The sequence below is a fragment of the Rhizobium sp. 18065 genome, assembly GCF_902706095.1.
GTDB lineage: Bacteria > Pseudomonadota > Alphaproteobacteria > Rhizobiales > Rhizobiaceae > Allorhizobium.
This window is the reverse complement of the sequence record NZ_CACSJP010000006.1, coordinates 253,783-280,750: the sequence shown is the minus strand read 5'-3', so window position 1 is coordinate 280,750 and position 26,968 is coordinate 253,783. Positions and strand designations below refer to the sequence as shown.

Here is a 26,968-nt window from a genome sequence, read left to right as displayed (position 1 = left end):
CCAATGCGTTCAGGTGTGATTGCACAGAAAGTGGGAATGACGCGCGTCTACAACGACGCCGGCGAGCATATCCCGGTAACAGTTCTGCGTATGGACAACGTACAAGTCGTTGCTCAGCGCACTGTTGAAAAGAACGGCTACGTAGCGCTTCAGCTCGGTGCCGGTAACTCCAAGGTCAAGAATACGTCGAAGGGCCTGCGCGGCCATTTCGCCGCAGCAAGCGTCGAGCCCAAGGCAAAGCTTGTTGAATTCCGCGTGTCGGAAGACAACATGATTGACGTTGGCGCACAGATCACGGCTGGCCATTTTGAAGCCGGCCAGCTGGTCGACGTCACCGGTACGACCATCGGTAAGGGTTTTGCTGGTGCTATGAAGCGCCACAACTTCGGTGGTCTTCGCGCGACCCACGGTGTGTCCGTATCGCACCGTTCGCACGGTTCGACCGGTTCGAACCAGGATCCGGGTAAGGTCTGGAAGGGCAAGCGCATGGCTGGTCACATGGGCCAGACCCGCGTCACCACCCAGAATCTCGAAGTCGTTTCGACCGATGAAGATCGTGGTCTTATCCTTGTGAAGGGCGCCGTTCCCGGTTCCAAGGGTTCCTGGATCATCGTCCGCGACGCCGTCAAGTCGGCGAAGTAAGGGAGCCAAGGACATGGAATTTAACGTCAAGACCCTCGAGGGCAAAGAAGCCGGCATGGTTTCTCTGTCTGACGACATTTTCGGCCTCGACCCGCGCGAGGATATCATCGCTCGCATGATCCGTTGGCAGCTTGCCAACAAGCGTCAGGGCACGCACAAGACGAAGACCCGTGCGGAAGTTTCCCGTACCGGCGCCAAGATGTACAAGCAGAAGGGCACCGGTCGTGCTCGTCACCATTCGGCTCGCGCCCCGCAGTTCCGCGGCGGTGGTAAGGCTCATGGCCCGGTTGTTCGCAGCCACGCTCATGACCTGCCGAAGAAGGTTCGTGCTCTTGCTCTGCGTCACGCCTTGTCGGCCAAGCTGAAGTCGGAAGATCTGATCATCATCGATCAGCTGATCTCTGCTGAAGCAAAGACCAAGACGCTTGTCGGTACGTTCGAGCTGCTCGGCCTCACCAATGCTCTCGTCATCGGCGGCGCCGAAATCGACAGCAACTTCAAGCTCGCTGCCGCAAACATCCCGAACATCGATGTTCTGCCGGTTCAAGGCATCAACGTTTATGACATCCTGCGTCGTGGCAAGCTCGTGCTGTCCAAGGCTGCGGTTGAAGCTCTGGAGGAGCGGTTCAAATGACTGATCTTCGCCACTACGATGTGATCGTGTCTCCGTCGATCACCGAAAAATCGACCACGGTTTCCGAATTCAACCAGGTCGTCTTCAACGTCGCCAAGGGTGCCAGCAAGCCGGAAATCAAGGCTGCTGTCGAAGCGCTCTTTGGCGTCAAGGTTACCGCCGTTAATACGCTGCTCCGCAAGGGCAAGACCAAGCGTTTCCGCGGCTTCGCCGGCAAGCAGAAGGACGTCAAGAAGGCGATCGTCACGCTTGCCGAAGGTCAGTCCATCGACGTGTCGACGGGCGTCTGAGGTAGGGAACAAGTACAATGGCATTGAAAAGCTTTAACCCGATCACGCCGAGCCAGCGCCAGCTGGTCATCGTCGACCGCTCGGGCCTCCACAAGGGCAAGCCGGTAAAGGCTCTGACCGAAGGTCTCTCCAAGAGCGGCGGTCGTAACAACCTCGGCCGTATCACTGCTCGCTTCATCGGCGGCGGTCACAAGCGCACCTACCGTCTGATCGACTTCAAGCGTCGCAAGTTTGAAGTTGAAGGCACGGTCGAGCGTCTGGAATACGACCCGAACCGCACCGCCTTCATCGCCCTGGTGACCTACACCGACGGCGAACAGGCCTACATCCTGGCTCCGCAACGCCTCGCTGCCGGCGACAAGGTCATCGCGTCTGAAAAGGCCGTTGACGTCAAGCCTGGCAACGCCATGCCGCTGCAGTCGATCCCGGTTGGTTCGATCGTGCACAACGTCGAGATGAAGCCAGGCAAGGGCGGTCAGATTGCTCGCTCTGCAGGCACCTATGTTCAGCTGGTCGGCCGCGATGCCGGCATGGCAATCCTTCGCCTGAATTCCGGCGAACAGCGTCTGGTACCTGGCTCTTGCCTCGCAACCATCGGCGCCGTTTCCAACCCGGACCACGGCAACATCAATGATGGCAAGGCGGGTCGTACTCGCTGGCGCGGCAAGACACCGCATAACCGCGGTGTCGTCATGAACCCGGTCGACCACCCGCACGGCGGTGGTGAAGGCCGCACATCCGGTGGTCGTCACCCGGTATCCCCGTGGGGCAAGCCGACCAAGGGTAAGCGGACTCGTTCGAACAAGTCGACCGACAAGTTCATCATGCGCTCGCGCCACCTGAAGAAGAAGTAAGAGAGGTAGTCTGAAATGGCTCGTTCAGTATGGAAAGGCCCGTTCGTCGACGGCTATCTTCTCAAGAAGGCTGAGAAGGTTCGCGAAGGCGGTCGCAGTGAAGTGATCAAGATGTGGAGCCGTCGCTCCACCATCCTGCCTCAGTTCGTCGGCCTCACTTTCGGCGTCTACAACGGCAGCAAACATATTCCGGTCAACGTCAACGAAGACATGGTCGGTCACAAGTTCGGTGAATTCTCTCCGACCCGGACCTACTATGGTCACGGCGCGGACAAGAAGGCGAAGAGGAAGTAATCATGGGCAAGGCAAAAGCCGAACGCCGGCTCAAGGACAATGAGGCGCAGGCCGTAGCACGTACGCTGCGCGTCAGCCCTCAGAAGCTCAACCTGGTTGCCGCGCTGATCCGCGGCAAGAAGGTAGAGCGCGCTCTCGCTGACCTGGAATTCTCCCGCAAGCGTATCGCAGCGACCGTCAAGAAGACGCTCGAATCCGCGATTGCAAACGCCGAGAACAACCATGACCTCGACGTCGACCAGCTGGTTGTCGCCGAAGCCTATGTTGGCAAGTCGATCGTCATGAAGCGTTTCCACGCTCGTGGCCGCGGCCGCGCATCGCGCATCGAAAAGCCGTTCTCGCACCTCACCATCGTGGTGCGCGAAGTCGAAGCCAAAGTGGAGGCCGCATAATGGGTCAGAAAATCAATCCAATCGGTTTCCGCCTCGGCATTAACCGCACTTGGGACAGCCGTTGGTTCGCCGACAATGCCGAATACGGCAAGCTGCTCCACGAAGACCTGAAGATCCGCGCTTACCTGATGGAAGAGCTGAAGCAGGCTGGTATCGCTAAGGTCGTCATCGAGCGTCCGCACAAGAAGTGCCGCGTCACGATCCACTCGGCTCGCCCGGGTCTGATCATCGGCAAGAAGGGTGCAGACATCGAGAAGCTTCGCAAGAAGATCTCGTCGATGACGAACTCCGAGACGCATCTCAACATCGTTGAAGTGCGCAAGCCGGAAGTCGACGCAACGCTCGTTGCCCAGTCGATCACCCAGCAGCTCGAGCGTCGTATTGCATTCCGTCGCGCTATGAAGCGCGCCGTTCAGTCGGCAATGCGTCTCGGTGCCGAAGGCATCAAGATCACTTGCGCCGGCCGCCTCGGCGGCGCGGAAATCGCACGTACCGAATGGTACCGCGAAGGCCGCGTGCCACTTCACACCCTGCGTGCAGACATCGATTACGGTACGGCTGAAGCCGCAACCGCATACGGCATCTGCGGCGTCAAGGTCTGGATCTTCAAGGGCGAAATCCTTGAGCACGATCCGATGGCCTCCGAGCGCCGTGCGATGGAAGGCGATGCGCAGGGTCCGGCAAGCCGTGAACGTGGCGACCGTCGCCGCGAGAACGCTTGATTAGCGCTGGCGAAAGATAAGTTCGGAGAATAAGAAAATGTTGCAGCCAAAGCGTACTAAGTACCGCAAGCAGTTCAAGGGCCGCATCAAGGGTGTTGCCAAGGGCGGTTTCGACCTGGCATTCGGCGAGTTCGGTCTCAAGGCTCTTGAGCCTAACCGCGTCAACGCCCGCGAAATTGAAGCTGCTCGTCGTGCGATCACTCGCTACATGAAGCGTGCAGGCCGTGTATGGATCCGGGTATTCCCCGACGTTCCAGTCACAGCCAAGCCGACCGAAGTGCGTATGGGTAAGGGTAAGGGTTCGGTTGAATACTGGGCCTGCAAGGTCAAGCCCGGCCGTATGATGTTCGAGCTCGATGGTGTCTCTGAGGAAATCGCTCGTGAAGCGCTTCGTCTCGGCTCTGCCAAGCTCTCGGTCAAGACGCGCTTCGTTCAGCGCATTGCAGAGTAAGGATCAGGTTCATGAAAGCCGCAGACGTCCGCGCCATGAGCGCCGATCAACTGAATGACGAGCTTGCCAAGCTTAAGAAGGAGCAGTTCAACCTGCGCTTCCAGAAGGCAACAGGCCAGCTTGAAAAGTCGTCCCGCGTCAACGAAGTCCGCAAGGATATCGCCCGCGTGAAAACCATTGCCCGCCAGAAGGCGGCAGAAGCCAAGGCCTAAGGAAGAATAATATGCCAAAACGCATTCTGCAGGGCGTCGTCGTCAGCGACAAGAACGACAAGACCATCGTGGTCCGCGTCGAGCGTCGTTTTGCCCATCCGCTGCTTCAGAAGACCGTTCGCCGGTCGAAGAAGTACAAGGCGCATGACGAGAACAATCAGTACAAGACCGGTGACGTCGTTTCCATCGAGGAATGCGCACCGATCTCCAAGGACAAGACCTGGACGGTTATCGCCGCCCAGGCTTAATTTACGGAGTTTCTGCGCAAGGGCTTGCACCTTGCGCAGAATTCTGTATGAAGCAGGCCATTGGCGCAAGAACGCTCGGAATCGGGCGTTCTTTTGCTTTGAGCGCACGGAAGGTCCCGTATGGGAAACCACCCTGTATTTATCTTCCCGCGCACAGTCGACATTTACCATAAGCCGGAATAGGGGGCTCGCGCCCAACCGTCTCGGTTACAACAAGAAGGCGACCTGACATGATTCAGATGCAGACTAACCTCGACGTCGCGGATAATTCCGGCGCACGTCGTGTCATGTGCATCAAGGTGCTGGGCGGCTCCAAGCGCAAGTACGCTTCGGTCGGCGATATTATCGTCGTCTCGATCAAGGAAGCCATCCCGCGCGGCCGCGTGAAAAAGGGTGACGTGATGAAGGCGGTTGTTGTTCGTACCGCCAAGGACATCCGTCGCGCTGACGGCAGCGTCATTCGATTCGATAACAACGCTGCTGTTCTTATCGACAACAAGAAAGAGCCGATCGGCACCCGTATCTTCGGACCGGTTCCGCGCGAACTTCGCGCCAAGAACCACATGAAGATCATCTCGCTGGCTCCAGAAGTACTGTAAGGAGCGGGAAGCGATGAATAAGATCCGCAAAGGCGACAGCGTTGTCGTACTCTCCGGCAAGGACAAGGGCCGCACTGGCGAAGTCCTGCAGGTTATGCCGAAAGAAGATCGCGCATTTGTGCGTGGTATCAACATGGTGAAGCGCCACCAGCGTCAGTCTCAGACGCAGGAAGCTGGCATCATCAACAAGGAAGCCTCCATTCACCTGTCCAACATTGCCATCGTCGGCAAGGACGGCAAGCCGACCCGCGTTGGTTTCTCCGTCGTCGACGGCAAGAAGGTGCGTGTGGCCAAGCGTTCGGGGGATGTGATCGATGGCTGAGTCCAAGTACGAGCCGCGGCTCAAGGCTGAATACGTTTCCCGCATTCGCGCAGCGATGCAGGAGCAGTTCTCCTACGCCAACGAGATGATGATCCCCAAGCTGGACAAGATCGTCATCAACATGGGTGTTGGTGAAGCAACCGCCGATTCGAAGAAGCCCACAGTGGCAGCTGCGGACCTGGCAGCGATCGCCGGCCAGAAGCCGGTTATCACCAAGGCACGCAACTCCATCGCAGGCTTCAAGGTTCGCGAATTCATGCCGATCGGTGCGAAGGTTACTCTTCGTGGCGCCCGCATGTATGAATTCATGGACCGCCTGATCAACATCGCGCTTCCGCGCGTTCGCGACTTCCGAGGCCTGAACCCGAAGAGCTTTGACGGCCGTGGCAACTTCGCCATGGGCATCAAGGAGCACATTGTGTTCCCTGAGATCAACTACGATAAGGTTGATCAGATGTGGGGCATGGACATCATCGTTTGCACGACGGCGCCGACGGACGACGAAGCACGGGCTCTTTTGAAAGAGTTCAACTTCCCGTTCCGTACATAACCGTAACGACGAGCGTAGAAGAGGAACTTCCATATGGCGAAGACAAGCGCAGTTGAAAAGAACAAGCGCCGCCGCAAGTTGGTCGGTCAGCACGCCGCTAAGCGGGCCGCGCTGAAGGCGATCATCATGAACCAGTCGCTCTCGATTGAAGATCGGTTCAAGGCAACACTGAAGCTCGCGGATCTGCCGCGCGATGGCTCCAAGACACGTGTTCGCAATCGTTGCGAAGTGACTGGCCGCCCGCGTGCGTTCTATCGCAAGCTTGGTATGTCGCGTATCGCACTTCGCGAACTGGGCAATTCCGGCAAGGTGCCGGGCATTGTCAAGTCGAGCTGGTAAGGAGACGGGCAAATGACGATGACTGATCCGTTGGGCGATATGCTCACCCGAATCCGCAATGGCGCCGCACGCCGCAAGAGCTCGGTGAACACACCGGCCTCGAACCTGCGCGCACGCGTTCTCGATGTCCTGCAGGCCGAAGGTTATATCCGCGGCTATTCCCAGGTCGATTACGGTAATGGCAAGTCCGAGCTGCAGATTGAACTGAAGTACTACGAAGGTGCTTCGGTCATCCGCGAAATCGGCCGTGTCTCCAAGCCGGGCCGCCGAGTTTATGTCTCGGTTAAGTCCATCCCGCAGGTCGCGAACGGCCTCGGCATTACGATCCTTTCGACTCCGAAGGGTGTAATGGCCGATCACCAGGCTCGCGAACAGAATGTTGGTGGCGAGGTTCTTTGCTCGGTCTTCTAAGGCTGAGCAAGGATCTCCCTAGCGAACAGACAGGATTCTAAAATGTCTCGTATCGGTAAAAAGCCCGTTCAGGTTCCTGCAGGGATCACGGCCTCGGTTGAAGGCCAGAAGGTAACTGCAAAGGGCCCCAAGGGCGAACTCTTCTTCGTCGCCAATGACGAAGTCTCCGTGAAGCTTGAAGACAACGCTGTTGTCGTCCAGCCGATCAACCAGTCCAAGGATGCTCGTTCGAAGTGGGGCATGTCCCGCACGATGATCGAAAACATCTTCAAGGGCGTCAAGGACGGTTACGAGCGCAAGCTCGAGATCAACGGCGTTGGTTACCGCGCAACTCTGCAGGGCAAGAACCTGCAGCTGGCGCTCGGTTTCAGCCATGACGTTGTCTACGAACCGCCGGTCGGTATCTCGATCGCTGTTCCTAAGCCGACTGAAATCGTCGTCTCCGGCATTAACAAGCAGCAGGTCGGCCAGGTCGCCGCTGAAATCCGCGAATATCGCGGACCCGAGCCTTACAAGGGCAAGGGTGTTAAGTATGCCGAAGAGCGGATTGTCCGCAAAGAAGGCAAGAAGAAGTAAGGAACGCGCGAAATGGCAAGCAGAAAAGAAGCACTTGTTCGTCGTGCCAACCGCGTACGACGTCAGATCAAGGCGGTGGCCAATGGCCGTCCGCGTCTGTCGGTACATCGCTCGTCGAAGAACATCTACGCTCAGATCATCGACGACGTCGCTGGCAAGACCCTCGCGGCTGCCTCGACGCTCGACGGCGGCCTGAAGACTGGTCTCAAGACCGGCGCCGATGTTGCAGCAGCTGCTGCAGTTGGCAAGCTCGTTGCAGAACGCGCTGTCAAGGCTGGCGTCAAGGATGTCGTATTCGACCGCGGCGCCTTCATCTATCACGGCCGCATCAAGGCTTTGGCCGAGGCAGCCCGCGAAGGTGGTCTGAACTTCTAATGAAATCTCCGCCCGGGCTTGTGCTCGGGCGGTTTTCCGGCTTTAAGCCGGTCACTCCCGGATTCGCGTCCATGCCTGCAAAGGGCAGGGCGGAATTTTAGTAATCTGCCGATTGCACCCGGAAAAGAAAAAAGGAAAAGGACAATGGCACAAGAAAAGCGTGGTTCGCGCGATGATCGCCAGAACCGTGAAGAGCGCGATAGCGAGTTTGTAGACAAGCTGGTCGCGATCAACCGCGTTGCCAAGGTGGTGAAGGGCGGCCGTCGTTTCGGCTTTGCAGCTCTCGTCGTCGTTGGTGACCAGAAGGGTCGCGTTGGTTTCGGCCACGGCAAGGCACGTGAAGTGCCGGAAGCGATCCGCAAGGCAACCGAAGCCGCCAAGCGCGAACTGATCTTCGTTCCGCTGCGTGACGGCCGTACGCTGCATCACGACGTTCATGGCCGCCACGGCGCCGGCAAGGTTTTGCTGCGCTCTGCCAAGGCTGGTACCGGTATCATCGCCGGTGGTCCGATGCGCGCCGTATTCGAGACGCTCGGCATGTCTGACGTCGTCGCCAAGTCGACTGGCTCTTCGAACCCGTACAACATGGTTCGCGCTACGTTCGACGCCCTGAAGCACCAGGTGCATCCGAAGGACATCGCAGCTCAGCGCGGCTTGAAATTCGCCACGCTTCAGTCTCGCCGTGCCGCTTCCGGCAATGCGTCTGAAGAATAAGAGGAGTCTGATCCATGGCTAAGGCTACGAAGAAGACTGAAGCAAAGACGGTTACGGTCGAACAGATCGGCAGCCCAATTCGCCGTCCGGCAGTCCAGCGCGCAACGCTGGTCGGTCTGGGCCTCAACAAGATGCACCGGGTTCGCACGCTGGAGGATACACCTTCGGTTCGCGGTATGATCCGTGCTGTCCAGCATCTCGTTCGCGTCGTCGACGAGAAGTGAGACGGAGGATACCATCATGAAACTGAATGAAATCAAAGACAACGAAGGCGCAACCAAGGACCGTATCCGCGTAGGTCGCGGTATCGGCTCTGGCAAGGGCAAGACCGGTGGTCGCGGCGTCAAGGGTCAGAAGGCCCGTTCTGGCGTTGCCGTCAACGGCTTCGAAGGCGGTCAGATGCCTATCTACCGTCGTCTGCCGAAGCGTGGCTTCAACAACATCTTCGCTTCTGAATATGTGACCGTATCGCTCGGCCGCGTTCAGCAGGCGATTGATGCCGGCAAGCTCGATGCGAAGGCAACGGTTGACGCAGCATCCCTCAAGGCGGCCGGTGTTATCCGTCGCCTGAAGGACGGCGTTCGTATCCTGTCTGGCGGCGAACTGACGACGAAGGTAACTTTTGAAGTTGCCGGCGCCTCCAAGGTTGCTGTCGAGAAGATCGAAAAGTCGGGCAGCTCGATCAAGCTGCTCGAAGCAGCTGCAAAAGCTGCTGAATAAGTGACGAAACAATCGCCCGGGGTGCTTCACACCGGGCGATTTTGCTCCCATATGTGAGCCTCACGATCCCAGGACGGAATGACGTGGTTTCGTCTTCCGGGAAGTACTGGAAAACAAGAGTGTGAGGCATGCTGTTGCTCGGCAACTTCTCCCACGCGCCTGTTTTCTTAAAAGCAGTTTGAACGAACAGCCTGCGGTCGGTGCATGAGCATTGCCGATCATGGTTTGCGGAGAATTTTATGGCTTCTGCAGCGGAACAACTGGCCTCGAACCTGAACTTCTCGACTTTCGCCAAGGCGGAAGATCTGAAGAAGCGCCTCTGGTTCACTCTGGCCGCCTTGCTGGTCTATCGCCTTGGCACGCATATTCCGCTGCCTGGCCTCAATCCGGAGGCATATGCCGCGGCCTTCCAGGGTCAGTCCGGTGGTATCCTCGGTCTTTTCAACATGTTTTCCGGTGGCGCTGTCGAGCGCATGGCGATCTTCGCCCTCGGGATCATGCCTTACATCTCTGCCTCGATCATCGTCCAGCTCATGACCTCGGTCGTGCCGGCGCTGGAAAACCTCAAGAAAGAGGGCGAGCAGGGCCGCAAGATCATCAACCAGTATACGCGCTACGGCACGGTTCTGCTCGGCGCTCTGCAGGCCTACGGCATTGCCGTCGGTCTCGAGAGCGGGCAGGGGCTTGTCACCGATGCGGGCTGGTTCTTCCGTGTTTCGACGGTTCTGACGCTGCTTGGCGGCACGATGTTCCTGATGTGGCTCGGTGAGCAGATCACCTCGCGCGGCATCGGCAACGGCATTTCGCTGATCATCTTCGCCGGCATCGCCGCAGGCCTGCCGACGGCGCTCGCCCACACGCTCGACCTTGGCCGCACCGGCGCCCTGTCGACTGCGCTGATCCTGACCGTCATCGTTGTCGCGATTGCAGCGATCGCCCTGATCGTCTTCGTCGAGCGCGCCCAGCGTCGCCTTCTGATCCAGTATCCGAAGCGCCAGGTCGGTAACCGCATGTTCCAGGGCGACACCTCGCACCTGCCGCTGAAGCTGAACACTGCAGGCGTCATCCCGGCGATCTTCGCGTCGTCGCTGCTGCTCCTGCCGGCAACGGCTGCAGGCTTTGCTGGCGGCGCCCAGCTGCCGGGCTGGGCAACGACCATCGTCGCTGCCCTGACCCATGGTCATCCGATTTACATGATGATGTATGCGGCCCTGATCGCCTTCTTTGCCTTCTTCTACACGGCTATCGTCTTCAATCCGAAGGACACGGCCGACAACCTGAAGAAGCATGGCGGCTTCATTCCGGGCATCCGCCCTGGCGACCGTACGGCTGAATACATCGACTACGTTCTGACCCGGATCACCGTGGTCGGCGCGCTCTACCTCGTCGTTGTTTGTATTCTTCCCGAAATCCTCGTCGCGCAGACCGGCGTGCCATTAGCCCTTGGTGGTACATCGCTTTTGATTGTTGTCAGCGTCACCCTTGATACTGTAGCACAGATTCAGGGACATCTGATCGCGCAGCAATATGAAGGCCTGATCAAGAAGTCGAAGTTGCGTGGAGGAAAGAGGGGACGATGAGACTGATTCTATTAGGACCGCCGGGCGCGGGTAAGGGGACCCAAGCCCAGCGGATCGTGGAAAAGCACGGTATCCCGCAGCTCTCCACGGGCGATATGCTGCGTGCGGCCGTATCCGCAGGCACCGAAGTCGGAAAGCGCGCCAAGGCCGTCATGGATGCCGGCAAGCTGGTGTCCGATGATATCGTCATCGCGATCGTCTCGGAGCGCATCGACGCCCCGGATTGTTCGAAGGGTTTCATCCTCGATGGCTTTCCCCGCACCCTGGTGCAGGCGGATGCCACCGAATCGATGCTGAACGCCAAGGGTCTCGACCTGTCGGCGGTCATCGAGATCAAGGTGGATGATGTCGTTCTGGCCGATCGTGTTGCCGGTCGTTATACCTGTGCCAACTGTGGCGCCGGTTACCACGACACCAATCTGAAGCCGAAGGTGGAAGGGGTCTGCGACAAGTGCGGATCCACACACTTCAAGCGCCGTCCTGACGATAACGCCGAAACCGTGCGCACGCGCATGTCGGCCTATTACAAGGAAACGGCACCGCTGCTTGGCTACTACTACGCCAAGGGCAAGCTGCATTCGGTGGACGGCATGGGTGAGATCGATACCGTGACTGCGGAAATCGATGCCATTCTCGCGGGCCTGTAAGGCCTTAGAGATTAAGAATCTTCGCGGGGCCGGTTGCTTTTGTCGACCGATTCCGCTAAAGACCGCGCCAACTCGCGACTTTGATGCGATCGGCGCGTTCTTCCTGACGACGGAAGACCGGGTTCGATCGTTTTGACTGTTGAGAACCGGATTTGTAATTGCGGCTCCGTGGGGGCCGTGTAACGAGACACCACTTGCCGGATGGCAACTGGAACGCAAGGAGAATAGGCGTGGCACGTATCGCTGGCGTCAACATCCCGACCGCGAAGCGCGTAGTTATTGCGCTGACGTATATTCACGGGATCGGCACAAAATTCGCACAGGAGATCGTCGAGAAGGTCGGTATTCCGGCTGAACGTCGCGTTCACCAGCTCACGGATGCTGAAGTTTTGGCAATCCGCGAAACCATCGACCGCGACTACCAGGTCGAAGGCGACCTGCGTCGCGAAAACTCGATGAACATCAAGCGTCTGATGGACCTGGGCTGCTACCGCGGTCTGCGTCATCGCCGTGGCCTTCCGGTCCGCGGTCAGCGTACGCACACCAACGCCCGCACCCGCAAGGGTCCGGCGAAGGCGATCGCTGGTAAGAAGAAGTAATTTTCGAGCCGATCGGTTTGAAGGCTTTGGGCAATAGGTCTCTATTGCGCAAAGCCTTTGGCCTATTGTCTCGATTGGTGGAGCCGCTGGAATTACGGCGGTGCTAAGATCAACGAAAGGAATACCATGGCCAAGGAAGCCACACGCATTCGCCGTCGCGAACGCAAGAACATCTCGTCGGGTGTCGCTCACGTCAACTCGACCTTCAACAACACCATGATCACCATCACCGACGCACAGGGCAATGCAATTGCCTGGTCGTCTGCTGGTGCGAAGGGCTTCAAGGGTTCGCGTAAGTCGACCCCGTTTGCGGCTCAGATCGCGGCCGAAGACTGCGCCAAGAAGGCTCAGGAACACGGCATGAAGTCTCTCGAAGTGGAAGTTTGCGGTCCGGGTTCGGGTCGTGAATCCGCTCTGCGCGCCCTCCAGGCTGCCGGCTTCATGATCACGTCCATCCGCGACGTGACCCCGATCCCGCACAATGGTTGCCGTCCGCGCAAGAAGCGTCGCGTCTGATCATTCTTCGTTTGCCGGGAATGTGCCGAAAGCGCGTTCCCGGTGCTTCTCATGCTCGGTCGTCACGATTGGATGGTGACGACGAACGGAAGGTATAATTATGATCCAGAAGAATTGGCAGGAACTGATCAAGCCGAACAAGGTGGAATTCACCTCGTCTGGCCGCACCAAGGCAACGTTGGTTGCAGAACCGCTCGAGCGTGGCTTCGGCCTGACGCTCGGCAATGCTCTGCGTCGCGTTCTCTTGTCGTCGCTGCGCGGTGCTGCTGTTACGGCTGTTCAGATCGACGGCGTTCTGCATGAGTTCTCTTCGATCCCGGGCGTCCGCGAAGACGTCACCGATATCGTTTTGAACATCAAGGAAATCGCCATCAAGATGGACGGCGACGATGCCAAGCGCATGGTCGTTCGCAAGCAGGGTCCGGGCGTTGTCACCGCTGGCGACATCCAGACGGTCGGCGACATCGAGATCCTGAACCCGAACCACGTGATCTGCACGCTCGACGAGGGCGCCGAGATCCGTATGGAGTTCACGGTCAACAACGGCAAGGGTTATGTCCCGGCTGATCGTAACCGCGCAGAAGATGCCCCGATCGGTCTTATCCCGGTCGACAGCCTCTACTCGCCGGTCAAGAAAGTGTCCTACAAGGTGGAAAACACCCGCGAAGGCCAGGTTCTCGACTACGATAAGCTGTCCATGACCATCGAGACCGACGGTTCGGTCACCGGTGAAGACGCAGTTGCCTTCGCCGCCCGCATCCTTCAGGACCAGCTCGGCGTCTTCGTCAACTTCGACGAACCGCAGAAGGAAGTCGAAGAGGAATCGGTCACCGAACTCGCATTCAACCCGGCTCTCCTCAAGAAGGTCGACGAACTCGAATTGTCTGTCCGCTCGGCAAACTGCCTGAAGAACGACAACATCGTGTACATCGGCGATCTGATCCAGAAGACCGAGGCGGAAATGCTGCGCACGCCGAACTTTGGTCGCAAGTCGCTGAACGAAATCAAGGAAGTTCTCGCTTCCATGGGCCTGCACCTCGGTATGGAAGTACCGGCCTGGCCGCCAGAGAACATCGAAGATCTCGCAAAGCGTTACGAAGACCAATATTAATAACAGTGAAGGCAGCCTCTAAATCTGCCTTTCCCCGTCAAACTGCAGGCGCATGCCTGTATGTGTCAGGAAACGGCAGCCTCTGAGATAGAGCCTGCACTTAAAGGAGAATAGCAATGCGCCACCAGAAAGCCGGCCGCAAGCTGAACCGTACCGCCAGCCACCGTAAGGCGATGTTCGCCAACATGGCTGCTTCGCTCATCCTGCATGAGCAGATCGTCACGACCCTGCCGAAGGCGAAGGAAATTCGCCCGATCGTCGAAAAGCTCGTGACCCTCGGCAAGAAGGGCGACCTGCATGCACGTCGCCAGGCAATCTCGCAGATCCGCGACGTGGCCGTTGTTGCCAAGCTGTTCGACGCGATCGCAACCCGCTACGCCACCCGCAACGGCGGCTACCTGCGCATCATGAAGGCCGGCTACCGCCTCGGCGACAACGCCGCCATGGCTGTTGTCGAATTCGTCGAGCGTGACGTCGACGCCAAGGGCGCAGCCGACAAGGCCCGCGTTGCTGCTGAAGCCGAAGCTGAAGCAGCGTAATATTTCCCTCCCGCAAGGGATGGATAACAAAAAGAGCCGGGTGAGCGATCACCCGGCTCTTTTGCGTTTGCGGGAGGGGGCGGTTGTTGCTCCTAGTCAGTGGGCTGGGCGAAGTGCGGATCGCAGAGCGTGCAACTTGGTGAAAGTGACCGGGGGGTACGTTCTTCCGGTTTCGGCGCCTTGCAGACGAAAAGGCGAGCGCCACCACATCAGCGGGTCAGCCGCGCAATAGATCTTACCCGTGAAGCAACTGGCCGATATTGCAGTCTTCGGCCCTTCGATGCTGGTGGCTGTCGCTCTTTCATGGGTGAATAGCGCGTAGTCACAGCGAAAGTGATGAAGCTGTGTACCAACTCAGGTGCTCGCGTGCCGTAGCAAATCAAGCAAGATAGGGATATAATTGAAAGACGCAAAGCGGAGGAGAGTGTCATGGGTCGCATGTTCTTGCTTTCGTCAACTATAGCATTGTCAGTGCCATTGACCGTTGCTTGCCAAGAGGATAGCGGTTCATTTCCGTCTGCTGAGGATTTACAGAGGATTGTAGACGACAATAGGAACGAACTCGTTGAAAGCGGACAGACTGACGAAAGAGGCTGCTACAGCCTCGATAGCTGGCGATATAGCGATTTTGTTCCTTTGACGAAGGCCGAGTTGGCAAGCATTCAGGTATCTGAGGATGCACGAGATAGCTACTTCTTGAAGAGGGAAATCGGCTTCGACATGGAAGCTGTGTGTCAAAGCTTCATTGACCTTTCTCCCGCGGAAGAATGCGGGTTACTGACTCCACCAGAAGGCGATGTCGAGGACGCTGTGGACAGCTTTGAGGTGAAGGCCGATATTGGTCCCGGTAGCATAATCGATAGGATGGAATTGCTGGAACTCCGTGCAGACCAATATCCTCCGCTCCTCAAAGCTGCTGGCAAATGGTCCACGGAGATTGGTATGTTATACGAGCGCATCGAGGGTGGCCTGAAGAAAGCCAAGGGTATTCTTGAGGGAGACCGATCCTTGGTGGAAAAGCAGATGCTCTTATCACCTGTTTTCAAGGATGTCGCTTTCGCTTCGAAAAAGATTGCCCAGGCTGCGCACGTCAATTTCTCTTGGAACAGTGGCTGTGGCGCACAAGAAGATGACTCGCAGCTGGTTAACTTTTCCATCACGCCAAAGGCAGTGATTGCGCGGTATATATTAGATAGCGATTTCGACCGCTGCAAAGCTTTAGTCTCCGACCCCTACGACATAAATAAATGCGACCTCTGGCACGTCATGTTGCCTGAAGAGAACTACATGTCGGGAAGCTATCGGTATCAAGTTGTCTGGGACGATGGCTTCTATCAGAGGGACACGATGAGCTTCGACAGCATTCAAGAAAAGCCCCGTGAGGTTCTTATAGAGAGATAACCATAATGGAATCGTTCATATTGAGGTACAAGTCTGAAGCGGGACTTCTGCTCGGTTGCTTAGTTGTAAGCTATTTTCTGGTTTTCAAGACTGCTCTTACACCTCCGCTAAAGCCAAAAGAGCTAATTTTTTCATTATCAGCGGTCTTGGAGTTATTCCTTATTTTGAAGATCGGCTCAGGTACTACTAGGCCACGACCGCAGTTTTCGTTGTTCTTCGCGGCTATCGTCGTGTACTTCCTGACAGTCTTGCTCCTTACTTTCTCGATCCCAACGTCCAGCTCTCTCTTTAGAGATGCTAGGGGGTTCGTCTGCATCGAAGACTTCGTGAAAATCTATGGAAGTTGCCCACTATATGTCGGGCAAAGAACGTTGATGAAATTTTCTTTCGAGCCACACAGGATTTGGCAAGAATGGTCCATCGACATTGTGCGTTACTTCGTCACTACTCTATGGTTCGTTTTAGTATGGTTCACCGTAGGTACAATTGCAAAAGTCGTAAAGCGTGAGAACACTAGGTAGAAAGCGGCTGAAAAGGGCGTTAGGAGGCGTTGAACCGAGTTCCGTGCAGCCTCGAATTCTAAACGCGGTCTCAAATGCCTCGCCAAGGCTCACGATATTCCGTGGCCCGTATTCCTCTAGGTTAAGGCTATCTACCTTCTCAAGATTTTCTTTGACGACCGCCATTTGCGCAATGCCGTAGAATCCGCCACGCTGCCATCTTCGGCATCAACTACAGTAGTGTTCATTCAGTGCAAGGCGGCATCCTGCAGACTGCCATCGGCCCAACCCCAACACCAAACCGCCGCGATCGCCACCAATCCCGGCCCATCCTCCCCACCAAACCCTGTCACCGCGTAACCGCCGCCATCCGCTTCGCCCGCCGGCGCTCCATCAGTTTCGGCCGCACCAGCCGATAGCCCAGCAGCACGGTCACCACGGCGATGTAAAACGCCGGCTCCCCGGTGATCGCCTTCAGCGACAGCGCATAATGCAGGATGGCCACGAACAGGATCGCATAGGCCAGCTTGTGCAGCTGGTTCCAGCGCGGCCCGAGCCGCTTGATCGACCACTTGTTCGAGGTTGCAGCCAGCGGGATCAGCATGATCAGCCCCGCCATGCCGAGCATGATATAGGGCCGCTTGAGGATATCGCCGGCGATCGACGACAGGATCAGGCCGCGGTCGAGCGTCAGGTAGACGGTGAAATGCGCCAGCACATAATAGAAGGCGAGAAGGCCGAGTGCACGCCTGTAGCTAATAAGGTTATAGCCTAATAGATCGCGGATCGGCGTGACCGCCAGTCCGACACAGAGGAAACGCAGGGCCCAGAGGCCGAGCAGGTGCTCGAAGCTGCGTACCGGGTCAGCGCCAAGCCCGCCGAAAATGCCGAGATAGAACGCATAGAGGCCCGGCATCAGCCCGAGCGCATAGAGCGCCCAGACCGAAGCCGGCTTGTAGCGGGCAGGAAGTGCAAGGCTTGCCATGGTCAGTAGAACTTCGTCAGGTCCATACCGGCATAGAGGCTGGCGACCTCGTCGGCATAGCCGTTGAAGGGCAGGGTATCGACGCGCGCACCGCCGAACAGGCCATCGGCCTCGCCGATCCGCCGCTCGGTCGCCTGGCTCCAGCGCGGATGATCGACCGCCGGATTGACGTTGGCATAGAAGCCGTATTCCGAGGCCTGCAACCGGTTCCAGGTCGATGGCGGTTCTTGCTCGGTGAGTGTGATCTTGACGATCGACTTGATGCCCTTGAAGCCGTATTTCCACGGGGTCACCAGCCGGATCGGCGCGCCGTTCTGGTTCGGCAGGGTTTCGCCGTAAAGGCCGGTCGCCAGCAGCGTCAGCGGGTGGCGTGCCTCATCGAGGCGCAGGCCCTCGACATAGGGCCAGTCGAGCGCCTGGAAAATGCCGGCCTGGCCCTGCATTTCCTCCGGCCGGACCAGCGTTTCGAAGGCGACATATTTCGCCGAGCCGAGCGGCTCGACCTTGTCGAGAAGCGCGGACAGCGGAAAGCCCGCCCACGGGATCACCATCGACCAGGCCTCGACGCAGCGCATCCGGTAGACCCGCTCTTCCATCGTGTAGTCGCGCATGATCGTCTCGATGTCGATCACCTGCGGCTTGGCCACCAGACCGCCAACCTCGATCGTCCAGGGACGGGTGTTCAGCGATCCCGCGTTGCGCGACGGATCTTCCTTGCCGGTCCCGAATTCGTAGAAATTGTTGTAGGTCGTCACGTCTTCCTTCGAGGTCAGCTTGGCATCGACCTTGTAGGCGCTTGGCGCAACCGTCAGCGCTGCCGCAAAGGCGCCGGGCGCGGCAGCCGCTGCAATCCCACCTGCGGCAAGCCCCATCAGGCTGCGGCGGTTGAGATAGAGCCCCTTGGGGGTGATCTCGCTCGAGGCGATTTTCGGCGGATGGTAGCGCGACATGGTAACCTCTTTTCGCTCCTGATCGGCATATCCGATGACATAGGAGACGCAGGATAGGAAAACAGAGTTTCACCCTTTGGAAAAGCACATGGCCGAAAACAATTTTGTGTACGGAATTGTTTGATCTAGCTGTAAGAAATTGGCGGCGCCAGATACATCGGCTTTCTCAATGCCTTCGGCCCGCCATCTTCTCCCACCCATGTCCTCCCTGCCCATGTCTACTCGCGTATGTGGCACTGCGTCGCATCGACCCGGTTGATCCACATCCGGAGCAGCCGCCATATCGACTGCGCGGCACGCCAGGCACGGTGCGGTCAGGCGAGGCAATGTCAGTGGTTGTATTCCCCGGCATAATCGACGGTCGCAGGCTTCGCCTTGTATATTTCCCGTTTGTCGTGCCTCGGCGATAGGCGTAAAATCCAGCCGTCCGCCCGATCGGTTTTCCAACCGGTTTCACGGACTTGCTAGGGAGGCAAAGATGGCACGCAAATTTATCGATTGCCGTGAATTTCCAAGCGAAATGAAATGCAGCATCGCCATATCCGCGGACAGCACGGATGAGCTGATCAATGCCGCGGTCGCGCATGCGGTATCGGTTCACGGCGAGCACGACAGTCCGGCTTTCCGGGCCGAACTCAAGAAGGCCGTCCATCAGATGGAAGCGCCCCGCAACGTTGCCTGACGAGCAGCGAATGAACGGCGAAGATGCAGGCAGAAATTATGGCAGGCCCAGAACGGCGAGGAGGGTGGCGAGCAGCACCTTTCCCGCCTCAGAAAAATTGCGCCGTGAGATCGTCCGAGGCACGGCATGACCTCATGCGGTCCGGCCGTGCGATAGGCAGGCTCGCATGGCCGCGCCTGCTCGGCTGGCGCAGCCACTGCCGACCTGTTATCCTCGACCGTACCGAATTGCCGGTTGCCGATAGTGACAGCCCTTGGCCGATCCTTTACGAACGGTGTCAAAAGCGGGCGTGTTGCGGCCTTTTTACCGGACGCGTTCAAGGGCCTGCCCGCGCGAAAGAAGAAATCCGAGGTAACACCGATGCCAGTCTATCGTTCAAGAACCACGACCCACGGCCGCAACATGGCGGGCGCGCGCGGCCTATGGCGCGCCACCGGCATGAAGGACAGCGATTTCGGCAAGCCGATCATCGCCGTGGTCAATTCCTTCACCCAGTTCGTTCCCGGCCACGTCCATCTGAAGGATCTTGGTCAGCTGGTTGCCCGCGAAATCGAAGCGGCCGGCGGCGTCGCCAAGGAATTCAACACGATCGCCGTCGATGACGGCATCGCCATGGGCCATGACGGCATGCTCTATTCACTGCCCTCGCGCGAGATCATCTCCGACTCGGTCGAATACATGGTCAATGCGCATTGTGCCGATGCCATGGTCTGCATCTCCAACTGCGACAAGATCACCCCCGGCATGCTGTCGGCCGCCATGCGCCTCAACATTCCGGCCGTCTTTGTCTCCGGCGGCCCGATGGAGGCCGGCAAGGTCGTCATGCATGGCAAGACCGTCGCGCTCGACCTCGTCGATGCCATGGTCGCTGCCGCCGACGACAAAATCTCCGACGAGGACGTCGCCGTCATCGAGCGCTCGGCCTGTCCGACCTGCGGTTCGTGCTCCGGCATGTTCACCGCAAACTCGATGAACTGCCTGACCGAGGCGCTCGGCCTGTCGCTGCCCGGCAACGGCTCGACGCTCGCCACCCATTCAGACCGCAGGCGCCTGTTCGTCGAAGCCGGCCACCTGATCGTCGATCTCGCCCGCCGCTACTACGAGCAGGATGACGACAGCGTTCTGCCGCGCAACATTGCGACGAAGGAAGCCTTCGAGAACGCCATGGCGCTCGATATCGCCATGGGCGGCTCGACCAACACGGTCCTGCACATTCTCGCGGCCGCCTATGAAGGTGGCGTCGACTTCACCATGGACGACATCGACCGGCTGTCGCGCCGCGTACCCTGCCTGTCCAAGGTCGCGCCTGCCAAGCAGGACGTGCATATGGAAGACGTGCACCGCGCCGGCGGCATCATGCGTATCCTCGGCGAACTCGAGCGAGGCGGCCTGCTCAACACCGATTGCAAGACGGTACACGAGCCGACGCTGGGAGATGCCATCAACCGCTGGGACATCACCCGCACCAATTCCGAAACCGTCCGCACCTTCTTCAAGGCAGCGCCCGGCGGCGTGCCGACCCAGGTTGCCTTCTCGCAGTCATCGCGCTGGGACGACCTCGATACCGACAGCGACAACGGCGTCATCCGCTCGGTCGCCAATCCCTTCTCCAAGGATGGCGGTCTCGCCGTGCTCTACGGCAACATCGCGCTCGACGGCTGCATCGTGAAGACCGCCGGTGTCGATGAATCGATCCTGAAGTTCGCCGGTCCCGCCCGCGTCTTCGAAAGCCAGGACGCCTCGGTCAAGGCGATCCTGTCGAACGAGGTCAAGGCCGGCGACGTCGTGGTCATCCGCTACGAAGGCCCGAAGGGCGGCCCCGGCATGCAGGAAATGCTCTATCCGACCAGCTACCTGAAGTCGAAGGGCCTCGGCAAGGCCTGCGCGCTGATCACCGACGGCCGCTTCTCCGGCGGCACGTCCGGCCTCTCCATCGGCCACGCCTCGCCGGAAGCAGCCCAGGGCGGCGCCATCGGCCTGGTGCGCGAAGGTGACCTGATCGAGATCGACATCCCGAACCGCACGATCAACCTCGCGGTCGATCCTGCCGAACTGGAGCGTCGTCGCATCGAGCAGGACGCCAAGGGCTGGTTCCCCGCGGAAAAGCGCAAGCGCAACGTCACAACAGCGCTGAAAGCCTACGCCGCCTTCGCCGCCTCTGCCGACAAGGGCGCCGTGCGCATCCTGCCCGAGTAAGCCATCGCTGATCACGCGGGTGGCGGTTCGCCGCCGCCCGTCTCACACGTCGCAGCTTCTCCATACGGGATGCCGTCCGCTCGCACCGGAAAAATCGCGGTGGCAGGATCGCGGTGGTTGGATCTGGGAAAACTCTCTTCAGTCCCTCGATCAGCCGGACCCGCCATGACCGTTCCCTTCAGTCTCGTCGGCATCGACCACGTCGTCTTCATCGTCGACGACATGGTGCGGGCGCTCGGCTTCTACCACGACGTCCTCGGCTGCCGCCCCGGCTATTCCTATCCGGCGCTTGGCATGGAGCAGGTCTGGTGTGGTGCTGCCCTGATCGTTCTCTGGGATATCACCCATCCGGGCGGCCACAAGGCAACCCCGCCGGTTGCCGGCGGCCGCAATGTCGACCACGTCTGCATCGCCACCGGCCCCTTTGACCATGACGAATTGCGAACCCATCTGAGCCGCCACGGCGTTGCCATCGACCGCGAGGCTCTCCATGGCGGCGCCCGCGGCATGGGCCATTCCTTTTATGTCCGCGACCCGTTCGGAAACACGATCGAGATCAAGGGCCCGGCCGAATATCCGGACGGGCGTGCCTGATCCGATCGGCGCTCAATCCCGCCAGGACATATCCTCCCTGTCGAGGCAGGATTTCAGATAGTCGAAATGTCGTTCTGCCATGCCGCGATAGGGGATCCAGCCGTCCGATGTCGCTTGGGCGATCTCGTCGGTGAGCACAGCCAGCGGTTTTCCGGTCGATAGCGCCAGGACCATCGTCTGCGCCGCCTTTTCGAAGAAATACAAATCCTCGAACGCATCCGCCACCGTCTCGCCGGCGATCGTCACGCCGTGATTACCCATCACCAGCACGGATTTGCCGCGGATCATCTCGGCCAGCCGTTCGCCCTCTTCGGCGGCATCGGCGATGCCACCGAAGTCCAGGTCGTATCCGATCCGACCGAAGAACCGCGCCGTGTTGTTGTCGAGCGGCAGAAGCGTCGGATCCTTGAGGCACGACAGCGCCACCGCATGCGGCGAATGGCAGTGCAGGATGACGCGCGCCTCCGGCAGCATCCGGTGCAGCGTACCATGCACGGTCCAGGCCGACGGATCGGGCGCATTCTCACCCTTCATCACATCAGGATCATCGGCATCGAGCAGCAAGAGGTCGCTCGCCTTGATCGTGGCGAAATGCTGCCAGCGCGGATTGAGCAGAAACTTTCGCCCGTTGGCGGAGACCGCCGCGCTGAAATGGTTGCCGACCGACTCGCTCCAGCCGAAGCGGTGGCAGATCCGGAAGGCGGCCGCCAGATCCTGACGAAGCGCCATCAGCGCCGCGTCGTCGAGCATGGCGGGAAGAGCAGGGGCCATGTTCATGCCTTGAACCTCCCTTCGCTGACCAGCGCCCGGTAGGTCGAGCGCATTTCCTCGCGGTCGGCGTAGCAACCGCGCAGATATCGGTCGCCGCTGGTCGCCGAATAGGCCATACGCCCATGCACGATCCTGTGGTTGTCGAACACCATGCAGTCGCCGGCCTTCATCAGGAAACGCATCATGAACCGGTCATCCTGCAACATTCGCCCGAAGCGGCAGAAGGCCGGATAATAGTCGTCGAGCACGGTCTGCGGCAGGTCGAAGATGTCGGCCATGTGCTGGCTGATTGTGAGGCCTGAGACTTCCCCGTGCCTGTCGAGCTCGATCACCCGCTGGCGCGAGCGCATGTCATAGTCGTCATGCTCGCAATAGAACGGAATGTCGATTTCCGACAGCAGCTTGAACCCCTCGGGATCGATGTCGCGAAACGTATTCGCCACCGCCACGCCGTCGGAATAGATGCTCATGCCACCCTCGACGGAATTCGCCCGGCAATGCAGGAACTGGATGCCCGGCGCATATTCCTCGGCCGGCGTATCGGTATGCAGTTCCAGCGCCTTGGCTGTATAGGCCGTGTTGGTCGGGTTGATATGCGTCTTCACGTCGAAATATTCGCCAAAGAAGGTCGGCCGCACATGGCCCATCAGCTTGACCGTCTCGGTCAGGCCTTCGTCGCTGTCCGGCATATCGGTCACGATGGTCAACCCATCGACGATCATTGCCCTGATCCAGTCCGCAACCTTGGCCGGATCGGCTTTCAGCTCGGCCTGCGAAAAGCGCGCGATCGTTGGATAGTGATCGCTGAACCAGGCGCGGCGCGGCAGGTCGGCGGGATCGGCGCGGTGCCGGCCGTCTGCATAGAGCGAAAGCATCGACGTCGGATAGCGCGACACATGATCTTCGCCTGCCCATTGGATCACCAGCGCCTCACCTTCGATGGCGGCTGTTTCAGCGCGTGGCGGCTGGTCGAGATGGAAGATATCGAAGCTGCGCTCGCGCGTCGCGCTGTCGAAGGAGGTGGGGCAGTTGTCGCGCAGCCAGTAGTAGTTGAAATAACCGGTCCGGCCCTCGGCCAGCGGCACATGAAGCCCTTTTTCGGCAAGCGTGACGGCCTCGGTCGCTACATGCATGTTCATCGCGGTTTCCTTAATCTGGCTCGACGGAAGTGTGATCTGATTTGACGATCATCATGCTCCTTTCCATGGGAAACCAGAGGGATTATGCTTATTGTAAATTAAGCTGGAGGTTAACTTGAGCCGCTTGCCGCCCTTGCGACTTCTCACCACGTTCGAGGCGGTTTCGCGTCTCGGCTCGATGCGTGAGGCAGCAACCCGCCTGAATGTCACACAGCCGGCCGTGACGCAGGCCTTGAAAGCACTAGAGGAGCATGTCGGCGCGCCGCTGATCGACCGCACGACACGCCCGGCACGCCTGACCGAAGCCGGCCAGCAGCTCGCCCGCGCCACCCGCGATGGCCTCGACCTGATCGCCGATACGATCGAGGAGATCCGCATCAGCGCCGGGCTTGAAGAGCAGCGCCTGACGGTCGCCTGCACCATCGGCATGGCCACCTATTGGCTGATGCCGCGGCTCACCGATTTTTATGCCCGCTATCCGGATGTCATGGTCAATGTCCAGGTCCCACCCACCGATCTTCCGCTGATCTCGCAAGGCACAGACCTCGTCCTGCGTTATGGTTCTGGCAACTGGAACGACGGCGCGACCACCAAGCTGTTCGACGAAACCGTCTGCCCGGTCGGGCGTCCGGCGCTGGTCGAGAGACTGCTTGCCACAGGCGAGAAGCTGGAGCAGGCGCCGCTCATTCATGTCCGCTCGACCGAAACGCGCCACTGGGCCGGATGGAGCGACTACCTGAACCTGCGTGGCCTCGGCAAACCCGGCAATGCCGGCCAGGTCTTCGACAACTACGTCCAGGCCGTCCAGGCAACCCTCGATAGCCGTGGCCTGATGCTCGGCTGGCACTCGATCACCGACGGCCTCGTCGCCGACGGCGCGCTGGTGCATTGGCCGGAGGGCGCGCTGGATCTCGGCACTGGCTATTATGCAACGGTATCGCGTACAGGGGAAAAAAGGGCCGCCGTGCAGGCCTTTGTCGAATGGTTGGGTGGCTATGCGATCAAATCCTCAGTTCGCCTCTAAACAAATGGGCGCAGGTTGGAGAGGGCGCGCTTGTCTTTGAGCAGCGTTTGCAGGGCTCACCGTGGTCGCAAAACTTGCAGGCGCGCTCCGGGTTTGTCCTGATTGAGTGCTGTGTTATTCTCAACTTCAGGACAAACAGGACGGCCTCATGTCGGAACTTCACAGGATCAGCGTCGACCCGGAAATTTGCTCAGGCCGTCCGACAATTCGCGGACTACGTGTCCGGGTGAAGGATATCCTCGATCTTCTCGCCGCAGGAGCGAGCCATGAGGAAATTCTTGAGGATTATCCGTACCTGGAAGCGCTAGACATTGTCGCCGTGCTTGAGTTCGCCGCGCGTCAGGCTGATCACACGATACTTCGTGTCGCTTGATTCGGTTCCTCGTTGATGCACTACTGCCGCCCGCACTTGCGCGCTGGCTTGTTGCATGTGGCCATGAAGCCCAACATCTTGTCGACCTGGATATGCAAGGTGCATCGGACAGAGTGATATGGGACGTGGCTCTGAACACCGATGCGACCATCATTTCAAAAGATGAGGACTTTGCACTCCGCAAGACATTGGACAGATCGGGGCCGCCGATTGTTTGGGTGCGGCTGCCGAACTCCCGACGCCGCGAATTGCTGCAATGGTTTGAGATCATGCTGCCGCAGATGATCAAAGCCCTTGAGCGCGGGGATCATCTTGTTGAACTCGTATAGCCGGATCGGCTGATCTGCGCCATTTCGCAAGTTCCGAGCCCGCAAAGGTAATCTATTTGGTAATTAGTCTTTTAAGTAATTAACGATGATTGTCACTTCGGCCGCTCGATCCCCTCATGCACGCTCGCCAGTTGCGCCATGCGCGCCGCATAGGCGGCCGTCAGGCAATCGACATCGGCCTTGCAATCGCCGCGCTTGGTCAGCCAGGCGATCTGCTGGTCCTGCAATTCGCCGCGGCTTCCCATCGCCAGGAAACCGGACAGAAGCTCGAATGTCGTGACCATTTTCACGTCCATGTCGTTCAGCGACAGGGTCTGGCAGATAGCCGTTTCGTCGGCAGCCAGATCCGGCTTGCTGCAATCGAAGCTCGCGGCTTCGGCTGGCAGTGCACCGGCCAGCAACGGCGCGGCAAGCAGTGCGAAGACGACCGCGCGTGCGGCTGCATCGGGATTGGACATGGTCACCTCACTTATTTTAACAACGGCTGATCAACGTCGTCCGGCCGGAGATCGTTCCATGCATCTTGCGCATGACAGGTTCTCACGATCAGGTGAGATCCATGCCGTCGACCTTTGTTCGTCCGGCACTTTTGCTAAATGGTAGGACATGAACAGAAGAACATTCATTGCCCTCGCCGCCGCCCTTCCGGCCGTCGCCGCTAGCCGTAGTTTTGCCCAGTCCTTGGCGGGCGGCGATGTGCCGAAGGAGCGCATTGCCGGATTGCTGGATGCGGCGCGCAGGCTCGACGGCCTGGAAACCGCAATCGTGACGCGCAATGGCGACTTGCTCGCCGAGCGTGCCTTTGGCGACAATGCGCTGGCCGGCTCGACCAATATCAAGTCCGCGTCGAAATCGATCGTCTCGGCCCTGGTCGGCATTGCCATCGACAAGGGGCTGCTCAAGGGCGTCGATCAGCCGATCGAAACGGTCCTGCGTTCCGATTTCCCCGCCGATCCCGATCCGCGTCTGTCGAAGATCACCATCGGTCATCTGCTGTCGATGCGCTCCGGCCTTGACCGGATGTCAGGGCCGAACTATGGCCGCTGGGTTGCCAGCCGAAACTGGGTGCGGACGGCGCTTGCCGCCGATTTCATCGACGAGCCGGGCGGCGGCATGCTCTATTCCACGGCCTCGAGTCATCTGCTTTCGGTCATTCTCACCAAGGTTTCCGGCAAGCCGACTTTGGCGCTCGCCCGAGACTGGCTCGGTCCGCTCGAGGGCTTCCGCATTGGCGCCTGGGACCGCGATCCGCAGGGCTATTATCTCGGCGGCAACCAGATGGCGATGACGCCGCGCTCGCTGCATGCCTTCGGTGAACTCTATCGCCGCGGCGGCCTCACCGGTGACGGAACCCGGCTGATTTCCGAGGCCTGGATCCGCGAAAGCTGGGTCCAGCGCACCAATTCGGTCTTCAACGGCGATGGCTACGGCTATGCCTGGTTCCTGAAAGACATGGCCGGCGAGCGGGTGAACTATGCCTGGGGTTATGGCGGGCAGATGCTCTACATCGTGCCGGGCATCGACCTCACCGTCACCATGACCTCGAACGAGGCGGCACCATCTGCCCGCACCGGCTACCGGGATGAGTTGCACGCTCTGGTGACGGACATGATCGAGGCGATTAAGGCTTGAGCATCAGGGCTTTTATCCCCATTTGCAAAGGCGCTTCCTTGCTTCCGCCTATTTC

At 59.1% G+C, this 26,968-nt stretch carries 40 protein-coding genes; 34 read left to right on the top strand and 6 right to left on the bottom strand.

Going from position 1 to position 26,968, the window contains the following annotated elements; translation table 11 throughout:
• The first annotated feature begins 3 nt into the window (after window positions 1-3).
• The 27 genes from rplC to GVK95_RS16290 all read left to right on the top strand — a co-directional run bounded on the left by rplC (window position 4) and on the right by GVK95_RS16290 (window position 15,738).
• Entirely contained in the window at window positions 4-642 is a 639-nt protein-coding gene (rplC, locus tag GVK95_RS16420; RefSeq protein ID WP_159951507.1) for a 50S ribosomal protein L3, read from the top strand.
• A 13-nt stretch (window positions 643-655) separates the two neighbouring features.
• Window positions 656-1,276 (top strand): 50S ribosomal protein L4, encoded by a 621-nt coding sequence (rplD, locus tag GVK95_RS16415; RefSeq protein ID WP_159951505.1) that lies wholly within the window; start codon window positions 656-658, stop codon window positions 1,274-1,276.
• Window positions 1,273-1,566: a 50S ribosomal protein L23 gene (locus tag GVK95_RS16410; RefSeq protein ID WP_009109905.1), complete on the top strand. Its 294-nt coding sequence runs from the start codon at window positions 1,273-1,275 to the stop codon at window positions 1,564-1,566. The genes rplD and GVK95_RS16410 overlap by 4 nt, the downstream gene beginning before the upstream one ends.
• Window positions 1,567-1,583: 17 nt before the next feature.
• The gene (gene rplB / locus GVK95_RS16405) at window positions 1,584-2,420 is read left to right on the top strand and encodes a 50S ribosomal protein L2 (protein ID WP_159951503.1); all 837 of its coding nucleotides are present in this window, start codon (window positions 1,584-1,586) and stop codon (window positions 2,418-2,420) included.
• A 15-nt stretch (window positions 2,421-2,435) separates the two neighbouring features.
• Complete coding sequence (rpsS, locus tag GVK95_RS16400; protein WP_009109540.1) at window positions 2,436-2,714, top strand: 30S ribosomal protein S19; 279 nt, start codon at window positions 2,436-2,438, stop codon at window positions 2,712-2,714.
• 2 nt (window positions 2,715-2,716) lie between these two features.
• Window positions 2,717-3,106 carry a 50S ribosomal protein L22 gene (gene rplV / locus GVK95_RS16395; RefSeq protein WP_009109538.1) on the top strand — a complete coding sequence of 130 codons (390 nt, stop codon included), beginning with the start codon at window positions 2,717-2,719 and terminating at the stop codon, window positions 3,104-3,106.
• Window positions 3,106-3,828: a 30S ribosomal protein S3 gene (gene rpsC / locus GVK95_RS16390; RefSeq protein WP_159951501.1), complete on the top strand. Its 723-nt coding sequence runs from the start codon at window positions 3,106-3,108 to the stop codon at window positions 3,826-3,828. The genes rplV and rpsC overlap by 1 nt, the downstream gene beginning before the upstream one ends.
• A gap of 37 nt (window positions 3,829-3,865) precedes the next feature.
• Window positions 3,866-4,279 carry a 50S ribosomal protein L16 gene (rplP, locus tag GVK95_RS16385; RefSeq protein ID WP_159951499.1) on the top strand — a complete coding sequence of 138 codons (414 nt, stop codon included), beginning with the start codon at window positions 3,866-3,868 and terminating at the stop codon, window positions 4,277-4,279.
• 11 nt (window positions 4,280-4,290) lie between these two features.
• A complete protein-coding gene (rpmC, locus tag GVK95_RS16380) occupies window positions 4,291-4,491 on the top strand; it encodes a 50S ribosomal protein L29 (RefSeq protein WP_009109531.1) in 201 nt (66 codons plus the stop codon).
• 11 nt (window positions 4,492-4,502) lie between these two features.
• Entirely contained in the window at window positions 4,503-4,739 is a 237-nt protein-coding gene (rpsQ, locus tag GVK95_RS16375) for a 30S ribosomal protein S17 (protein ID WP_009109530.1), read from the top strand.
• Between the two features lie 230 nt (window positions 4,740-4,969).
• Window positions 4,970-5,338: a 50S ribosomal protein L14 gene (gene rplN / locus GVK95_RS16370; protein WP_003495199.1), complete on the top strand. Its 369-nt coding sequence runs from the start codon at window positions 4,970-4,972 to the stop codon at window positions 5,336-5,338.
• 13 nt (window positions 5,339-5,351) lie between these two features.
• The gene (gene rplX / locus GVK95_RS16365) at window positions 5,352-5,660 is read left to right on the top strand and encodes a 50S ribosomal protein L24 (protein ID WP_113140772.1); all 309 of its coding nucleotides are present in this window, start codon (window positions 5,352-5,354) and stop codon (window positions 5,658-5,660) included.
• A complete protein-coding gene (gene rplE / locus GVK95_RS16360) occupies window positions 5,653-6,210 on the top strand; it encodes a 50S ribosomal protein L5 (RefSeq protein ID WP_159951497.1) in 558 nt (185 codons plus the stop codon). Before rplX ends, rplE begins: the two co-directional genes overlap by 8 nt.
• Window positions 6,211-6,243: 33 nt before the next feature.
• Window positions 6,244-6,549 carry a 30S ribosomal protein S14 gene (gene rpsN / locus GVK95_RS16355; protein WP_007598369.1) on the top strand — a complete coding sequence of 102 codons (306 nt, stop codon included), beginning with the start codon at window positions 6,244-6,246 and terminating at the stop codon, window positions 6,547-6,549.
• Between the two features lie 12 nt (window positions 6,550-6,561).
• On the top strand, window positions 6,562-6,960 hold the full coding sequence (gene rpsH / locus GVK95_RS16350; RefSeq protein ID WP_007598367.1) for a 30S ribosomal protein S8: 399 nt from the start codon (window positions 6,562-6,564) through the stop codon (window positions 6,958-6,960).
• A gap of 42 nt (window positions 6,961-7,002) precedes the next feature.
• Window positions 7,003-7,536: a 50S ribosomal protein L6 gene (gene rplF / locus GVK95_RS16345; protein WP_007598365.1), complete on the top strand. Its 534-nt coding sequence runs from the start codon at window positions 7,003-7,005 to the stop codon at window positions 7,534-7,536.
• Window positions 7,537-7,548: 12 nt separating this feature from the next.
• Complete coding sequence (rplR, locus tag GVK95_RS16340; protein WP_007598363.1) at window positions 7,549-7,911, top strand: 50S ribosomal protein L18; 363 nt, start codon at window positions 7,549-7,551, stop codon at window positions 7,909-7,911.
• A 144-nt stretch (window positions 7,912-8,055) separates the two neighbouring features.
• The gene (rpsE, locus tag GVK95_RS16335; RefSeq protein ID WP_113140776.1) at window positions 8,056-8,625 is read left to right on the top strand and encodes a 30S ribosomal protein S5; all 570 of its coding nucleotides are present in this window, start codon (window positions 8,056-8,058) and stop codon (window positions 8,623-8,625) included.
• 14 nt (window positions 8,626-8,639) lie between these two features.
• Complete coding sequence (gene rpmD, locus GVK95_RS16330; protein ID WP_007598359.1) at window positions 8,640-8,849, top strand: 50S ribosomal protein L30; 210 nt, start codon at window positions 8,640-8,642, stop codon at window positions 8,847-8,849.
• A gap of 16 nt (window positions 8,850-8,865) precedes the next feature.
• Window positions 8,866-9,345, top strand: coding sequence for a 50S ribosomal protein L15 (gene rplO / locus GVK95_RS16325; protein WP_159951495.1), 480 nt, complete (start codon window positions 8,866-8,868; stop codon window positions 9,343-9,345).
• Between the two features lie 239 nt (window positions 9,346-9,584).
• A complete protein-coding gene (gene secY / locus GVK95_RS16320; RefSeq protein WP_159951493.1) occupies window positions 9,585-10,925 on the top strand; it encodes a preprotein translocase subunit SecY in 1,341 nt (446 codons plus the stop codon).
• Window positions 10,922-11,572, top strand: coding sequence for an adenylate kinase (locus GVK95_RS16315; protein ID WP_159951491.1), 651 nt, complete (start codon window positions 10,922-10,924; stop codon window positions 11,570-11,572). Before secY ends, GVK95_RS16315 begins: the two co-directional genes overlap by 4 nt.
• Before the next feature lie 230 nt (window positions 11,573-11,802).
• On the top strand, window positions 11,803-12,171 hold the full coding sequence (gene rpsM, locus GVK95_RS16310; protein WP_007598340.1) for a 30S ribosomal protein S13: 369 nt from the start codon (window positions 11,803-11,805) through the stop codon (window positions 12,169-12,171).
• Window positions 12,172-12,297: 126 nt separating this feature from the next.
• Complete coding sequence (gene rpsK / locus GVK95_RS16305; protein ID WP_007598338.1) at window positions 12,298-12,687, top strand: 30S ribosomal protein S11; 390 nt, start codon at window positions 12,298-12,300, stop codon at window positions 12,685-12,687.
• A 100-nt stretch (window positions 12,688-12,787) separates the two neighbouring features.
• A complete protein-coding gene (locus GVK95_RS16300) occupies window positions 12,788-13,798 on the top strand; it encodes a DNA-directed RNA polymerase subunit alpha (RefSeq protein ID WP_007598337.1) in 1,011 nt (336 codons plus the stop codon).
• A gap of 116 nt (window positions 13,799-13,914) precedes the next feature.
• Complete coding sequence (rplQ, locus tag GVK95_RS16295) at window positions 13,915-14,337, top strand: 50S ribosomal protein L17 (RefSeq protein ID WP_007598335.1); 423 nt, start codon at window positions 13,915-13,917, stop codon at window positions 14,335-14,337.
• 429 nt (window positions 14,338-14,766) lie between these two features.
• Window positions 14,767-15,738 carry a hypothetical protein gene (locus GVK95_RS16290; protein ID WP_159951489.1) on the top strand — a complete coding sequence of 324 codons (972 nt, stop codon included), beginning with the start codon at window positions 14,767-14,769 and terminating at the stop codon, window positions 15,736-15,738.
• A gap of 70 nt (window positions 15,739-15,808) precedes the next feature.
• Here the strand turns inward: GVK95_RS16290 and GVK95_RS16285 are convergent, their stop codons facing one another.
• The 3 genes from GVK95_RS16285 to msrP all read right to left on the bottom strand — a co-directional run bounded on the left by GVK95_RS16285 (window position 15,809) and on the right by msrP (window position 18,173).
• Window positions 15,809-16,054: a hypothetical protein gene (locus tag GVK95_RS16285; protein ID WP_159951487.1), complete on the bottom strand. Its 246-nt coding sequence runs from the start codon at window positions 16,052-16,054 to the stop codon at window positions 15,809-15,811.
• Between the two features lie 533 nt (window positions 16,055-16,587).
• The gene (gene msrQ / locus GVK95_RS16280) at window positions 16,588-17,223 is read right to left on the bottom strand and encodes a protein-methionine-sulfoxide reductase heme-binding subunit MsrQ (RefSeq protein WP_159951485.1); all 636 of its coding nucleotides are present in this window, start codon (window positions 17,221-17,223) and stop codon (window positions 16,588-16,590) included.
• A 2-nt stretch (window positions 17,224-17,225) separates the two neighbouring features.
• Window positions 17,226-18,173, bottom strand: a complete 948-nt coding sequence (gene msrP / locus GVK95_RS16275) for a protein-methionine-sulfoxide reductase catalytic subunit MsrP (protein WP_159951483.1) — start codon at window positions 18,171-18,173, stop codon at window positions 17,226-17,228.
• A gap of 478 nt (window positions 18,174-18,651) precedes the next feature.
• Here msrP and GVK95_RS16270 point away from each other — a divergent pair, with 478 nt between their 5' ends.
• From GVK95_RS16270 to GVK95_RS16260, 3 genes are all read left to right on the top strand, one after another.
• Entirely contained in the window at window positions 18,652-18,855 is a 204-nt protein-coding gene (locus GVK95_RS16270) for a DUF1059 domain-containing protein (RefSeq protein WP_159951481.1), read from the top strand.
• 360 nt (window positions 18,856-19,215) lie between these two features.
• Complete coding sequence (gene ilvD, locus GVK95_RS16265; protein WP_159951479.1) at window positions 19,216-21,051, top strand: dihydroxy-acid dehydratase; 1,836 nt, start codon at window positions 19,216-19,218, stop codon at window positions 21,049-21,051.
• Between the two features lie 165 nt (window positions 21,052-21,216).
• Window positions 21,217-21,645, top strand: a complete 429-nt coding sequence (locus GVK95_RS16260; RefSeq protein ID WP_159951477.1) for a VOC family protein — start codon at window positions 21,217-21,219, stop codon at window positions 21,643-21,645.
• Between the two features lie 12 nt (window positions 21,646-21,657).
• Here GVK95_RS16260 and GVK95_RS16255 read toward each other — a convergent pair whose 3' ends face one another.
• Together GVK95_RS16255 and GVK95_RS16250 are read right to left on the bottom strand one after the other, a co-directional pair.
• Window positions 21,658-22,422, bottom strand: a complete 765-nt coding sequence (locus GVK95_RS16255) for a class II aldolase/adducin family protein (RefSeq protein ID WP_159951475.1) — start codon at window positions 22,420-22,422, stop codon at window positions 21,658-21,660.
• The gene (locus GVK95_RS16250; RefSeq protein WP_159951473.1) at window positions 22,419-23,555 is read right to left on the bottom strand and encodes a TauD/TfdA family dioxygenase; all 1,137 of its coding nucleotides are present in this window, start codon (window positions 23,553-23,555) and stop codon (window positions 22,419-22,421) included. Before GVK95_RS16250 ends, GVK95_RS16255 begins: the two co-directional genes overlap by 4 nt.
• Window positions 23,556-23,670: 115 nt before the next feature.
• Between GVK95_RS16250 and GVK95_RS16245 the strand changes: the two genes are divergently transcribed.
• The 3 genes from GVK95_RS16245 (at window position 23,671) to GVK95_RS16235 (ending at window position 25,281) form a co-directional block, all read left to right on the top strand.
• Window positions 23,671-24,579: a LysR substrate-binding domain-containing protein gene (locus tag GVK95_RS16245; RefSeq protein WP_159951471.1), complete on the top strand. Its 909-nt coding sequence runs from the start codon at window positions 23,671-23,673 to the stop codon at window positions 24,577-24,579.
• Between the two features lie 148 nt (window positions 24,580-24,727).
• Window positions 24,728-24,952, top strand: a complete 225-nt coding sequence (locus GVK95_RS16240) for a DUF433 domain-containing protein (protein WP_159951469.1) — start codon at window positions 24,728-24,730, stop codon at window positions 24,950-24,952.
• The gene (locus tag GVK95_RS16235; protein ID WP_200844305.1) at window positions 24,949-25,281 is read left to right on the top strand and encodes a DUF5615 family PIN-like protein; all 333 of its coding nucleotides are present in this window, start codon (window positions 24,949-24,951) and stop codon (window positions 25,279-25,281) included. Before GVK95_RS16240 ends, GVK95_RS16235 begins: the two co-directional genes overlap by 4 nt.
• A 92-nt stretch (window positions 25,282-25,373) precedes the next feature.
• Here the strand turns inward: GVK95_RS16235 and GVK95_RS16230 are convergent, their stop codons facing one another.
• The gene (locus GVK95_RS16230; protein ID WP_159951467.1) at window positions 25,374-25,739 is read right to left on the bottom strand and encodes a hypothetical protein; all 366 of its coding nucleotides are present in this window, start codon (window positions 25,737-25,739) and stop codon (window positions 25,374-25,376) included.
• 148 nt (window positions 25,740-25,887) lie between these two features.
• On the opposite strand from GVK95_RS16230, the gene GVK95_RS16225 reads away from it, so the two are divergent.
• Window positions 25,888-26,913: a serine hydrolase gene (locus tag GVK95_RS16225; protein WP_159951465.1), complete on the top strand. Its 1,026-nt coding sequence runs from the start codon at window positions 25,888-25,890 to the stop codon at window positions 26,911-26,913.
• The last annotated feature ends 55 nt before the right edge of the window (window positions 26,914-26,968 follow it).